The organism is Paenimyroides ceti (genome assembly GCF_030409925.1).
Map to the genome: position 1 here is coordinate 224,656 of NZ_JAUFQU010000001.1, position 13,084 is coordinate 237,739.

At 35.8% G+C, this 13,084-nt stretch carries 17 protein-coding genes and 1 riboswitch; of the genes, 14 read left to right on the forward strand and 3 right to left on the reverse strand.

The genetic code is table 11. From position 1 onward, the window contains the following. Positions 1-208: 208 nt before the first annotated feature. The 5 genes from rplM (at position 209) to tsf (ending at position 2,859) form a co-directional block, all read left to right on the forward strand. On the forward strand, positions 209-664 hold the full coding sequence (gene rplM, locus QW060_RS01025) for a 50S ribosomal protein L13 (RefSeq protein ID WP_290361864.1): 456 nt from the start codon (positions 209-211) through the stop codon (positions 662-664). Further along, positions 664-1,050, forward strand: a complete 387-nt coding sequence (gene rpsI, locus QW060_RS01030) for a 30S ribosomal protein S9 (protein WP_290361865.1) — start codon at positions 664-666, stop codon at positions 1,048-1,050. The genes rplM and rpsI overlap by 1 nt, the downstream gene beginning before the upstream one ends. Then, positions 1,004-1,165: a hypothetical protein gene (locus QW060_RS01035; protein WP_290361866.1), complete on the forward strand. Its 162-nt coding sequence runs from the start codon at positions 1,004-1,006 to the stop codon at positions 1,163-1,165. The genes rpsI and QW060_RS01035 overlap by 47 nt, the downstream gene beginning before the upstream one ends. 26 nt (positions 1,166-1,191) lie before the next feature. Continuing rightward, positions 1,192-1,935, forward strand: a complete 744-nt coding sequence (rpsB, locus tag QW060_RS01040) for a 30S ribosomal protein S2 (protein WP_290361867.1) — start codon at positions 1,192-1,194, stop codon at positions 1,933-1,935. Between the two features lie 99 nt (positions 1,936-2,034). Continuing rightward, entirely contained in the window at positions 2,035-2,859 is an 825-nt protein-coding gene (tsf, locus tag QW060_RS01045) for a translation elongation factor Ts (RefSeq protein WP_290361868.1), read from the forward strand. 98 nt (positions 2,860-2,957) lie between these two features. Here tsf and QW060_RS01050 read toward each other — a convergent pair whose 3' ends face one another. Both QW060_RS01050 and QW060_RS01055 read right to left on the reverse strand, forming a co-directional pair. Beyond that, a complete protein-coding gene (locus QW060_RS01050) occupies positions 2,958-3,839 on the reverse strand; it encodes a carboxypeptidase-like regulatory domain-containing protein (protein WP_290361869.1) in 882 nt (293 codons plus the stop codon). A 184-nt stretch (positions 3,840-4,023) separates the two neighbouring features. Continuing rightward, entirely contained in the window at positions 4,024-4,617 is a 594-nt protein-coding gene (locus QW060_RS01055; protein WP_290361870.1) for a hypothetical protein, read from the reverse strand. Positions 4,618-5,036: 419 nt separating this feature from the next. On the opposite strand from QW060_RS01055, the gene QW060_RS01060 reads away from it, so the two are divergent. The 9 genes from QW060_RS01060 (at position 5,037) to QW060_RS01100 (ending at position 12,403) form a co-directional block, all read left to right on the forward strand. Beyond that, a complete protein-coding gene (locus tag QW060_RS01060) occupies positions 5,037-5,609 on the forward strand; it encodes a DNA-3-methyladenine glycosylase I (protein ID WP_290361871.1) in 573 nt (190 codons plus the stop codon). 54 nt (positions 5,610-5,663) lie between these two features. Continuing rightward, positions 5,664-5,759: riboswitch (TPP riboswitch) on the forward strand. Positions 5,760-5,813: 54 nt separating this feature from the next. Further along, on the forward strand, positions 5,814-6,020 hold the full coding sequence (gene thiS / locus QW060_RS01065) for a sulfur carrier protein ThiS (RefSeq protein WP_290364660.1): 207 nt from the start codon (positions 5,814-5,816) through the stop codon (positions 6,018-6,020). Positions 6,021-6,041: 21 nt separating this feature from the next. Further along, positions 6,042-7,862, forward strand: coding sequence for a phosphomethylpyrimidine synthase ThiC (thiC, locus tag QW060_RS01070; protein ID WP_290361872.1), 1,821 nt, complete (start codon positions 6,042-6,044; stop codon positions 7,860-7,862). After that, positions 7,862-8,449 (forward strand): thiamine phosphate synthase, encoded by a 588-nt coding sequence (locus QW060_RS01075; RefSeq protein ID WP_290361873.1) that lies wholly within the window; start codon positions 7,862-7,864, stop codon positions 8,447-8,449. The genes thiC and QW060_RS01075 overlap by 1 nt, the downstream gene beginning before the upstream one ends. Continuing rightward, positions 8,416-9,168, forward strand: coding sequence for a hydroxymethylpyrimidine/phosphomethylpyrimidine kinase (locus QW060_RS01080; RefSeq protein ID WP_290361874.1), 753 nt, complete (start codon positions 8,416-8,418; stop codon positions 9,166-9,168). Before QW060_RS01075 ends, QW060_RS01080 begins: the two co-directional genes overlap by 34 nt. Next, positions 9,161-9,793: a thiamine phosphate synthase gene (gene thiE / locus QW060_RS01085; protein WP_290361875.1), complete on the forward strand. Its 633-nt coding sequence runs from the start codon at positions 9,161-9,163 to the stop codon at positions 9,791-9,793. The genes QW060_RS01080 and thiE overlap by 8 nt, the downstream gene beginning before the upstream one ends. Continuing rightward, positions 9,780-10,550: a thiazole synthase gene (locus QW060_RS01090; RefSeq protein ID WP_290361876.1), complete on the forward strand. Its 771-nt coding sequence runs from the start codon at positions 9,780-9,782 to the stop codon at positions 10,548-10,550. Before thiE ends, QW060_RS01090 begins: the two co-directional genes overlap by 14 nt. A gap of 12 nt (positions 10,551-10,562) precedes the next feature. Beyond that, the gene (gene thiH, locus QW060_RS01095) at positions 10,563-11,681 is read left to right on the forward strand and encodes a 2-iminoacetate synthase ThiH (RefSeq protein ID WP_290361877.1); all 1,119 of its coding nucleotides are present in this window, start codon (positions 10,563-10,565) and stop codon (positions 11,679-11,681) included. 11 nt (positions 11,682-11,692) lie between these two features. Further along, complete coding sequence (locus QW060_RS01100; protein WP_290361878.1) at positions 11,693-12,403, forward strand: HesA/MoeB/ThiF family protein; 711 nt, start codon at positions 11,693-11,695, stop codon at positions 12,401-12,403. Here QW060_RS01100 and aat read toward each other — a convergent pair. Continuing rightward, positions 12,393-13,043: a leucyl/phenylalanyl-tRNA--protein transferase gene (gene aat, locus QW060_RS01105; protein WP_290361879.1), complete on the reverse strand. Its 651-nt coding sequence runs from the start codon at positions 13,041-13,043 to the stop codon at positions 12,393-12,395. The two genes, QW060_RS01100 and aat, sit on opposite strands and share 11 nt — an antisense overlap. Between the last annotated feature and the right edge of the window lie 41 nt (positions 13,044-13,084).

Consider the following 13,084-nt stretch of genomic DNA (forward strand, 5'->3'; position numbering starts at 1 on the left):
TTTTGAGAAAACAAACAGAAGAATACAAAAGATATTTTTTTATTTTTACAAAAACTCATCTTGTAATAAACAGTTGGTCAGGTATTTTTTTACTTCTTTTATTTAAATATGATGAATAATGAACCAACAAATTTGCATAATAAATAATAAGTTGTAATTTTGCACTCCCTTTATTGGGTATGGAATGTTTAATTAAAATTAATTTATTGTGGAAAGTTTAAGCTACAAAACAGTATCGACAAACAAGGCTACAGCTCAGAAAGAGTGGGTTATTGTTGACGCTGATGGGCATAACTTAGGACGTCTTGCAACTAAAGTGGCAAAGCTGCTTAGAGGAAAGTACAAGCCAAGTTATACACCTCACGTGGACTGTGGAGATAATGTAATCATTATCAATGCAGAAAAGATCAACTTAACAGGTAACAAGTTAGAGGATAAAACATATATCCGTCACACAGGTTATCCAGGTGGTCAAAGAGTATTAACAGCTAAAGTAATGCAACAAAAAAATCCTGCATTATTAGTAGAAAAAGCTGTGAAAGGAATGTTGCCTAAAAACAAATTAGGAGCACAATTATTCCGTAATTTAAATGTAAATGTAGGTTCAGAGCACAAACATGAGGCTCAAAAACCTAAATCCGTTAATTTAAACGAACTTAAGTAATGGGAGTTATTCACAAAATCGGTAGAAGAAAAACCGCTGTTGCTCGTGTTTATGTTACTGAAGGAACAGGAAACATCACAGTTAACAAAAAAGAATTTACAACTTATTTCCCAACTGCAACGTTACAATACAAAGTAATGCAACCATTGACATTGACTGAAAATGGAGCTAATTTTGATGTAAAAGTAAATGTTTACGGTGGTGGAACTACTGGTCAGGCAGAAGCTGTACGTATGGCTATTGCAAGAGCAATGTGTGAAGTTGATGTAGAGAACAGAGCTGTTTTAAAACCAGAAGGATTATTAACGCGTGACCCTCGTATGGTTGAGCGTAAGAAATTTGGTCAGAAGAAAGCTCGTAAGAGATTCCAATTCTCTAAACGTTAATATTTATTTATTATTAAAAAATCTAAGTTTTTGTTGCAAGCCTGCTGAGGCAGGAAGTAGTTTAGCATCTAAATGGATAAGACCGGAAGCAATTTCGTTACTCATTCATTGCTAATTCAACAGAACGTAAACTATTACAAAATGGCAAACAAAGTAGAAGTTAAAGAATTACTAGAGGCAGGTGTTCATTTTGGACACATGACTAGAAAGTGGGACCCGAATATGGCTCCTTATATCTATATGGAGCGTAATGGTATTCACATTATCAATCTATATAAAACAGCAGCTAAAATTGAAGAAGCTAATGAAGCTTTGAAAAAAATTGCTGCTTCAGGACGTAAAATCCTTTTCGTAGCTACGAAAAAACAAGCAAAAGACATCGTTGCTGAAAAAGCAGCAGCAGCAAACATGCCATACATCACTGAAAGATGGCCAGGTGGTATGTTGACCAATTTCGTTACTATCCGTAAAGCTGTTAAAAAAATGGCTTCTATTGATCGTATGAAAAAAGACGGAACATTTATGACTCTTTCTAAAAAAGAGCGTTTACAAGTTGACCGTTTACGTGCAAAATTAGAGAAAAACTTAGGTTCTATCGCTGATATGTCACGTTTACCTGCTGCCTTGTTTATTGTAGATATCAAAGCTGAACACATCGCGGTAAAAGAAGCTCAAAAATTAAACATTCCAGTATTTGCAATGGTTGATACAAACTCTGACCCACGTGAGGTTGATTATGTAATTCCAGCAAATGACGATGCTTCTAAATCAATCGATAAAGTATTGTCTTTAGTAACAGCAGCTATTGTTGAAGGAAATTCTGAAAGAAAATCTGAAAAAGAAGAAGCAGCTAAAACTGAAGTAAAAGCAGATACTCAAGAGTAATCTTAACAGTATTTTAAAGTCGTTATGCTGATAGTTTCATATTTTTGGATCTGTCTATAACGACTTTTTAATTTTTAATAACACATTAATTCAAATACAATGGCAAACATAACTGCTGCAGACGTAAATAAATTAAGACAAATTACAGGTGCCGGAATGATGGACTGTAAAAAAGCTTTAGTAGAAGCTGAAGGGAATTTTGATAGTGCAATCGAGATCTTACGTAAAAAAGGTCAGAAAGTTGCTGCTAACCGTTCAGATAGAGAATCTACTGAAGGAGCTTCAATAGCTGTTGTAAATGCTGATAAAACTGCTGGTGTAGTAATCACTTTAGGATGTGAAACTGACTTCGTAGGTAAAAACGAAGGTTTCGTAGCTTTAGCAACAGAATTGGCAAACAAAGCATTGGCATTCAATACAAAAGAAGAATTTTTAGCTTCTGATTTCGGTGGAATGACGGTTGCTGATAAATTGATCGAACAAACAGGTGTAATCGGTGAAAAAATCGAAATCACTTCTTTCGAGAAATTAGAAGGTAACTTTGTTGGATCTTATATCCACGCAGGAAACAAAATCGCTACGCTTGTTGCATTATCTGAAAACGTTGAAGGAGCTGAAGAAGCTGCAAGAAACGTTGCAATGCAGGCAGCAGCAATGAATCCTATTGCATTAGATGAAACAGGTGTTGATCAGGCAATCATTGATAAAGAGATTGAAATCGCTAAAGATCAGTTAAGAGCAGAAGGTAAGCCGGAAGCAATGTTAGACAACATTTCTAAAGGTAAAATCCAACGTTTTTACAAAGATAATACGTTAGTAAACCAGGATTATATCAAAGACGGTTCTATGAGCGTTGCAAAATATGTACAAACTGTAGCGCCTGCTTTAGTAGTTACAGGATTTAAAAGAGCAAGCATCGGATAATTTTCCTTTGTAAATATAAAAACCCAAATCATTTGATTTGGGTTTTTTGTTTTATAGTTGTTTAAACTTTCTTTATAATGGTTATTTTGCAAAAGGAATTATTCTAAGAGATGCAATTCAAAATACAAATCCTTTGGATCTAATAATAGATGAGAATCTTTATCGGTTGCAGGCTGAAACATTTGCGTATAAATAATAGTTTGCAGTGAGGGCGATTTTACCTCTCGTATACAGGCTAATATTAAATGATTGTTGATGCGCTCTGATGTTACCTCATTCTTATTGGGAACTAATTCAATACCTACGTATAAGGTTTCACCTTCTTTAATTTCGATGACATGATCAAATTCAAATTTTGTTTTATTCTCCACTTTTCGTTGTTCATTCATGGCATTTTGCGGAATGTAAAAATTATGTATTTCATTATTAATAAGTGAAGTGTGTGCACTGATTGAATCTTTAAAGATAAGAGGACGCAGTTTTTTGTTTTCATACCCTTTTACGTTATTTCTGGTAATAAAAGCAATACCATTAAACTTAATGTCTTTTGTTGCTTTGTACTGTACTATTACCGCATTTCCTTCAAATATTGATATGGAGTTACGCCACATATGAGGTTTCGGCTTTTTAAAAAAAGATTTCCATTTAGAACGGCTATATTTGTAAATCACCATTTCATCAAGTACGGTGCTGTTTTTTTGTAACTCAATAACAAGCGGGGATTTCTGATGGTTAAGGTTTATTTTTTTTTCTTCAAACCCCATACAGTTTATGGTAAGTGTTTCATTTGCGTTTATGTAATCCAGTTTAAACTCACCTAATGAATCTGTATAGACTGTAAGATTCGATTGTTTTAAATGCAATAAGGCATAGGGAATTTTTTCGCCATCTGATAGAACCTTTCCTGATATAGAGTGCTGAGAAAAACATTTCAAAGGAATACACAATAATAATAAACAGATGGTATATAAGTTTTTCATAAGTTGTAATTATAATATTTATTTTTAGAGGACTAATAAATTAATTAGAATACCTTAGATACATCATGCAGATAATGCTATATCACTATTTCTGATAATTGGTAAAAATTATTTTAAATATAACTAATATCGAGGACTATACTATTAGTCCTCGATACTTTGTTTTAGCTTCTCTATTTATGTGTTAACAACGATAAACACCACCGGGAATAGGTCCTGTTGCATCAATAATAAATCCTAAAAAATATTTATTTCTTGAGGTATAATCCGTACACCAGCCAGGGCTACCAGGTACAGGTTTAGTGACAGTAAAAGAACATGAGCCCCATACTTTTTGCCAAAAACCACAGCCTTTTGCAGTAGTAAATTTTTGGTTGGCGTATCTAATAAAATCAAATTTTTGAGTGATTTTATAATCTTCATTTTTTGAAAGGTTACTAAAAATTTCGTCTGTATTCATTTTGGCATCATACACGGTTAGGATATCTTTTTCTCTGTTAACATCAGCAAAAAATAAAAAGCTGCCTGACTTGCTATCTTTTACAATATATCCTCTTGCTGTTTTTTCATTGTTAACCAATAATTCTTGTATGATTATTTTCTCACTGGTTTCTTCATTACTAATAGTTATTGATTTTCCAAAACTGATATTACTTTGATAAAAATCTTTTGCATATGTATAGCCTTCTTCTGATTTTCCACTAAAAGTGCTCGTTTTTTCGTTTGCATTATCGGTTATTGCTTCATCATTTGTACATGCTATTAATCCTATAGTCATTGTCATAAGGCTTACGAATAGTAAAACGCAAAATTGAATTTTTTTCATAATTGATTAATTTTTAAATGTTTATAAAAGTGTTTTTTAGTTAGCTAACATAACGAAACTATATAAAAAAAAATTTTACAATGTTATAAAAAAGTTAAAAATATATTTTTTGTTGTTTTTAAAAAATATTATTTGTATTATGAATTTTAGTTCATAATTTATTTTTTTACCCTATATTGCTAACTTGGGATTCGAACTTAATTTAAACGTTATTAATTCAAAATTGAAATCCATAAAAGGACAGATAATTGATGACAAGACAAGTTTACTTTCTTATAGTAAAACAATAAGAATCTGCTAAATTCCGCATCATGTTTTATCTAAAGTATTTATTTTAAATACCATAAAAAATCCACAATAACTTATAAAAAATGGCAGAGAAAATAATAAAGCGTTGTGATTGGTTATCCAATGATCCGTTATACATACAATACCATGATGAAGAATGGGGAGTACCGGTTTACGAAGATGATAAACTTTTTGAATTGCTGGTGTTGGAATCTTTTCAGGCAGGATTAAGCTGGTTTACCATTCTTAAAAAACGAGAAGGATTCCGAAACGCTTTTGACCAGTTCAATTATAAAAAAATAAGTGCCTACAATGAAGCCAAAATTGAAGAACTTTTACAGAACCCTGATATTGTCAGACATCGCAAAAAAATAGAAGCAACCATCATCAATGCTCAATTATTTATGACCATTCAAAAAGAATTTGGTTCCTTTTCAGCTTATCTGTGGAAGTATGTCAATCATAAACCTGTCCTCAACCAGTTTAAAAGTATTGCAGAAGTTCCGGCAAAAACAGAACTTTCTGATGCCATCAGTAAAGATCTTAAAAAAAGAGGATTTAAGTTTTTAGGTTCTACAACAGTCTATGCCTATCTGCAGGGAATAGGGGTTGTAAATGATCATGTGGCACATTGCTTTAAATCAATTTCTTTTTAACACGTCTCTTTTTACTATAAAAATCTTTTTTAATAAATAAAAGACTATATTTGTCTTCAACTTTAGGGGTGTCTGTAACTACAGGCTGAGATTTTACCCTTTGAACCTGATCTGGTTAATACTAGCGTAGGGAAAAGTGAAATGACTTCATTGCGCACGTCTGTGTGTCTTACAGCCATTCCTAAAGTGTATAATGATATAGGAATGGAACTTAAAATCAACAACAATTTCAAGCAATTTGAATCGGTTCAATTATCGGTTCAGGAACTTTTGGATCTCGAACTTCCGGGAAAACAGAACGGTATCGCCGTAGCGGTCAACCATCAGGTAATACCTAAGCCTATTTGGAAAAACACGCTGCTTTCCGAAAACGATCACATTCTCATCATTACTGCAACACAAGGAGGTTGATTTTACACAAAAAGACAAGATATGAGCAACAACAACATTTCCAGAACACCTTTTCCCAACTCTAAAAAAATTTATGTCGCAGGCACTCTTTATCCGATAAAAGTGGCAATGAGGGAAATCTCTTTACACGACACCAAATTATCGAACGGCGGGATTCTCAAAAACCCACCGGTTACGGTGTATGACACTTCAGGTGCTTATACCGATACTGAAATCCATATTGACGTAAAAAAAGGATTGCCACGCATCCGTGAACAGTGGATTTTAGACAGAAATGATGTCGAAATTTTAGAAAATATTACATCAGATTATGGCAAAGAGCGGCTCAATAATCCAGATTTGAGTCATTTGCGTTTTGAATATCAGCACAAACCCAAAAGAGCTATAGCAGGAAAAAATGTTTCCCAGCTGCATTATGCAAAAAAAGGAATCATAACTCCTGAAATGGAATACATAGCTATTCGGGAAAACCAGCAGATAGAAAAATTAGAAACAGAATCGGCAGAACTTGGACAGCAGCACAAAGGAAATAGTTTTGGTGCCAACACACCAAAAAATACAATTACTGCGGAATTTGTAAGAAGTGAAGTAGCAGCTGGAAGAGCCGTGATACCTAATAACATCAACCACCCGGAAAGCGAACCTATGATCATCGGACGTAATTTTCTGGTGAAAATAAATGCCAATATCGGTAACAGTGCTGTAACATCGAGTATAGAAGAAGAAGTTGAAAAAGCCGTTTGGGCTTGTCGCTGGGGAGCAGATACCATAATGGATCTCTCAACGGGTAAAAACATTCACGAAACACGGGAATGGATCATCAGAAATTCCCCTGTACCAATAGGAACCGTTCCTATTTATCAGGCACTTGAAAAAGTAAAAGGAATCGCTGAAAACCTTACATGGGAAATTTTCAGAGACACTCTGATTGAACAGGCAGAGCAGGGCGTGTCTTATTTCACTATTCATGCAGGTGTTTTACTACGCTACATTCATCTGACAGCCAATCGCGTAACAGGTATTGTATCGCGTGGAGGTTCTATAATGGCTAAATGGTGTCTCTTTCATCATAAAGAAAACTTCCTGTACACACACTTTGAAGAAATTTGTGAAATCATAAAGCAGTATGATGTTGCCTTCTCATTGGGAGACGGATTGCGTCCCGGTTCTATTGCTGACGCCAACGATGCTGCACAGTTTGCTGAATTGGAAACCCTTGGGGAACTTACCAAAATAGCATGGAAACACGATGTACAAACCATCATTGAAGGACCTGGTCATGTGCCCATGCATATGATAAAAGAGAATATGGAAAAGCAATTGGAACACTGTGCAGAAGCACCATTTTACACACTTGGACCCTTAACAACGGATATTGCTCCGGGGTACGACCATATTACCTCTGCTATCGGAGCTGCTATGATTGGGTGGTACGGAACAGCAATGTTGTGTTATGTGACGCCAAAAGAGCACCTCGGACTTCCTAATAAAAAAGATGTAAAAGACGGAGTTATTACGTATAAAATTGCAGCCCATGCTGCTGATTTAGCAAAAGGACATCCTGGGGCACAATACAGAGATAATGCCTTGAGTAAAGCACGTTTTGAATTTCGTTGGGAAGATCAGTTCAATTTAGCACTCGATCCGGATACAGCGAGAGAATTTCATGACGAAACCTTACCGGCAGACGGAGCCAAAGTGGCGCATTTTTGTTCAATGTGTGGTCCGAAATTCTGCTCCATGAAAATATCGCAGGAGATAAGAGAGGTTGCAGCGGCTGAAAAAGGGATGACCGAAAAATCTCAGGAGTTTATTGCTATTGGAAAAGAAATCTATTCGTAATGAAAATAATCACAAATCCTTATCCGGTGGCTGATGAAGCTAAACTTATTCACGCCTTGTTTGAAGAAGGTATGGATGTTTTGCATGTGAGAAAGCCGGATTATACGAAAGATGAAATGAGACAGTTACTCGATAAAATTTCAATGGTTTATACAGATCAGATTGCTTTGCATTCGCATCATGAATTAGGAGATTCATTTGGAATTGGCCGTTTTCATTTTTCTGAAAATAACCGGAAAAAGAATAATTGTTCATCCGTAAACAGTGTTTACTCTACTGCAGTTCATGATATCCAGACTTTCAATGTATTGAATACTGCCTTTTCCTATGCATTTTTAAGTCCTGTATTTCCAAGCATTTCAAAACCGGGATATTGCCCATCTTTAAATTTATTTGAACAGATAGATAAACGAACCTGTTTCCAAAAAAAACTGGTTGCTTTGGGAGGAATCAATTCTCTCAACATCCTTGAGGTTTACAGAGCCGGTTTTGATGATGTTGCACTTTTAGGTGCTGTATGGCAAAATAATAACCCTATAAAAGAATTCAAAAAGTGTCAGAAAATCGCCCGTTTGTACTCACATTAGCAGGAATGGATCCGAGTGGGGGAGCAGGAATACTCGCCGATATTAAAACCTTCGAGCAGCATAAAGTATACGGTCTGTCAGTAAATACAGCCGATACTTTGCAAACAGAGCAGTCATTCCTTGAAATGCATTGGGCAGACATGGATTTTGTATTGCGATCTTTAACCAACTTATTTGAAGTCTATGAAATTAAAGCCATGAAAATAGGAATTGTTCCCTCTTTAGAATACTTGCAAAAAGTACTCAATACGGTAAGAAGCACATCAGAAAGTGTGAAAATTGTTTGGGATCCCGTACTCAGATCTTCAACAGGATTCAACTTTGTTACATCTGATAATGTACAGTTTTTAGAGAGAATTCTGGAAAAAACAGATCTCATAACACCTAATTATAACGAACTGGACGCCCTGAGCAATAAACATACATACGAAGAAAAAATAGCCTTTTTATCTCAGAAATGCCCGTTACTTTTGAAAGGAGGGCATCATCCTAAACAAAAGGGAACAGATTTTTTATATACAAGTCAACAGGAAATTGTTTTAAAACCAGCTATTCATGATCCGGTAGAAAAACATGGCAGCGGCTGTGTACTGGCAGCGTCTATCGTTTCGCATCTGGCTTTGGGAGATGAATTAGTAGCCTCTTGTAGAAAAGCAAAAAACTATGTGGAAAATTTTTTAACGTCAAATAGCTCCTTATTAGGATATCATCATGTATAGCAAATTACAATACATCTCACAGGGGAAAACGGCTGAAGAACAGTTGAATAATATGATGCGGATATTGGATAATGGTGGTAAATGGATCCAGCTGAGATTCAAAAATGCAGAAGAAAAAACTTTGTTAGCACTTGGAGAACAGGTCAAAAGAAAATGTGAAAGTTATCAGGCAACCTTTATCATAAATGATAATGTTGAACTTGCCGCTCATCTTGATGCGGATGGAGTGCATTTAGGATTGACAGACAGTGGTATTAAAGAAGCCAGGTTACTATTGGGAAATAAAAAAATAATAGGAGGCACAGCGAACACCCTGCAGCAGGTATTACAGAGAATAGAAGAAAAATGTGATTACATCGGGTTAGGACCTTATGCTTTTACTGCCACCAAAGAAAAGCTGAGTCCCATAATCGGTCTTAAAGGATACCGGGAAATAATGCATACACTCAAATCCCTTTACTGTACAATACCTGTATATGCTATAGGAGGAATAAAAGCTGAAGATATAAGGCTGATAAAACAAACCGGGATATATGGTATTGCGGTTTCAGGCTTACTGACGGAAGAAAACATACCTAAGGAACTTATCACACAACTCAACAAAACACTATATGAATTCGCTTAAAATTGCAGAAAAAAACTTTACTTCCCGTTTGTTTTTAGGAACCGGAAAATTTGGCTCTCCTCAGCAAATGGAAAAAGCGTTACTGGCTTCTGGAACTGAATTAGTTACAATAGCATTGAAAAGAATCGATTTAGAAACAGAAACCAACTCTTTATTACAACACATCAATCGTTCTAAAATGGATCTTTTGCCCAACACCTCGGGAGCCAGAAATGCTAAAGAAGCTGTATTTGCGGCTCAGTTGGCACGGGAGGCAATGGAAACCAACTGGCTTAAACTGGAAATTCACCCCGATCCTAGATATCTGTTGCCGGATCCTGTTGAAACGCTCAGAGCTACTGAAACTTTGGCTAAACAAGGGTTTATTGTTTTGCCCTATATCCACGCAGATCCCGTTCTTTGCAAACGATTGGAAAATGTGGGAACAGCAGCTGTAATGCCTTTGGGCTCTCCGATAGGGAGCAATAAAGGACTAAAAACATTCGATTTTCTGGAGATTATTATTGAACAAAGTAAGGTGCCTGTTATCATTGATGCAGGTATAGGAGCTCCGTCAGATGCTGCAAAAGCAATGGAGATAGGAGCAGATGCGGTTTTGGTAAACACTGCTATTGCTGTAGCCGGAGATCCGGTACTGATGGCAGAAGCCTTTAAACAGGCTGTAGAAAGCGGAAGAAAAGCGTATGAAGCCCGAATGGGAATGCAGTATCAACATGCCATACCTTCAAGTCCATTATCAGCCTTTTTGGAGGAATAATACAAAATAAATATGGAAACATTTCATGATATATTCAAGCATTTTGATTGGGACGATATTCGGAAAAAAATATACAGCACCACAGTAGATGATGTACGTATCTCTCTAAAAAAGAAAAAGAAAACTATTGATGATTTTTTACATTTTATTGCTCCGAATGCCGCAATTCTTTTAGAAGAAATGATGATGGAAAGTAACAGGCTTACCCAGCAGCGCTTCGGAAAAACAGTACAGATGTATGCTCCTATGTATCTGAGTAATGAATGTCAGAATATTTGTACCTATTGCGGGTTTAGTCTTGGTAATAAAATAAAAAGAAAAACATTAACCGATAATGAAATTACTATAGAGGCAGTAGCCATCAGAAAATCTGGATTTCAACATGTATTACTGGTCTCCGGAGAAGCCAATTATACCGTAAATATTTCTTATTTCCTTAAAGCGATAGCATTAGTAAGAAAATGGTTTTCCAATATATCTGTAGAAGTACAGCCTTTACAGCAAGAGGAATATGAAAAGCTGCATGAGGCCGGAGTTTATTCTGTATTGGTATATCAGGAAACCTACCATCGGGAAATTTATAAAAAATACCATCCTAAAGGTAAAAAATCCAATTTTGAATACCGTTTGGAAACACCTGATCGTATCGGAAAAGCGGGGATTCATAAAATAGGATTGGGTGTTTTACTTGGTTTAGAAGACTGGCGTACCGATAGTTTTTTTAATGCTTTGCATATTGACTATCTTCAAAAAAAATACTGGCAGAGCAAATATTCCGTGTCTTTTCCCAGACTACGTCCGGCTGAAGGTATCATAGAACCAAATTTTATCATGCAAGACCGCGATTTACTTCAGCTTATCTGTGCCTATCGTTTGTGGAATGCAGATCTGGAAATATCCCTGTCGACCCGTGAAAACGAAAAATTCAGAAACCATATCATTCCATATGGAATTACATCAATGAGCGCAGGTTCTAAAACCAATCCGGGAGGATATGTTGTAGATAAGGAATCACTGGAACAGTTTGAAACAAGTGATGAACGTTCTGCTTTGGAAATAGCAAAGATTATTTCTGACAATGGATATGAGCCGGTTTGGAAAGACTGGGACAGAATATACATGAATTCGTAATACAGTGAAAAATGCTTACACCTAAAGAAATTTTAAAATACAATCGACAAATTATACTTCCTGAGATCGGAATAGAGGGACAAATAGGTCTAAAAAGAGCAAAAATACTGGTAATCGGTGCAGGTGGACTGGGTTGCCCTATATTGGAATATCTCGTGTCATCCGGTGTAGGAACTATTGGTATTATTGATTTTGATGCAATAGCCCTTCACAATCTTCCGCGTCAGATATTGTATAAAGAAAAGGATGTCAATAAACTGAAAACACATATTGCTTATAATTATCTGACCGAAAAAAATACAGAACTGCAATGCCTGCTTTTTAATGATCGGCTCACTGACGATAATGCTGACAGAGTAATACAGACATTTGACATCATCATTGATGCGAGTGACAATTTTGCTACCCGGTATTTGGTAAATGATACCTGTGTGCGATTAAATAAACCTTTGGTTTATGGCAGCATTTTAAAGTTTGAAGGACAGATAAGTGTCTTTAATCATAAAGGGTCAAAAAATCTACGGGATATATTTCCAACACCTCCTAATCCTGAGGACGTTCCCAACTGTGATCAAAATGGCGTATTGAGTACATTGCCTGGAATCGTAGGAACCATAATGGCAAATGAGGCAATAAAACTTTGTACAGGCTTACCTGTTTTGAGTAATCAGTTATTGATACTTGATGTCATGAACTGGCAATTTCATAAAATTAATTTTTAGAATTCGCAACATGAAGAATTTTTAGAAAATCATCTCTGTGAATTTCAATAAAACCCAGATTGTCGAGATGTTCGTTATAAACCTGTCCATCCAGTAATAAATAATTATGTTCTTTCAGATAGCCGACTAAAAAATGAAGTGCTATTTTGGAAGCATTGGACACTTTAGAAAACATGCTCTCTCCACAAAAAATACGTCCCAAGTCCACACCATACAACCCGCCGACCAACTCGTCTTCTAGCCATACTTCTACAGAAGTTGACTTTCCGGATTCATGAAGTGTGGTATAAGCATTCATCATATCATCTGTTATCCACGTGCCTTGCTGTCCTTCTCTTTTTGCTTGCTGGCAATGGGTGATTACCTCCTTGAAAGCAGTATTGAACGTAACTGTAAACTTATTTCTGTTCAGTATATTACGCAGACTTTTAGAAGGTTTATAAGTATCTAAAAGCAACACCATACGCCATTCAGGACACCACCATGTAATGGGCTCTCCGTCTTCAAACCAGGGAAAGATACCGTTTTCATAAGCCAGTAATAGTCTTTTTTCAGACAAATCGCCGCCAATAGCTATAATACCTGAAGCATGTGTCGTTTCCGGAGCCGGAAATTCTAATAGATGAGAAAGTAATTGCATAAAAAAATCCTGATGTTTTTTGCATCAGGATAAAGGTATAA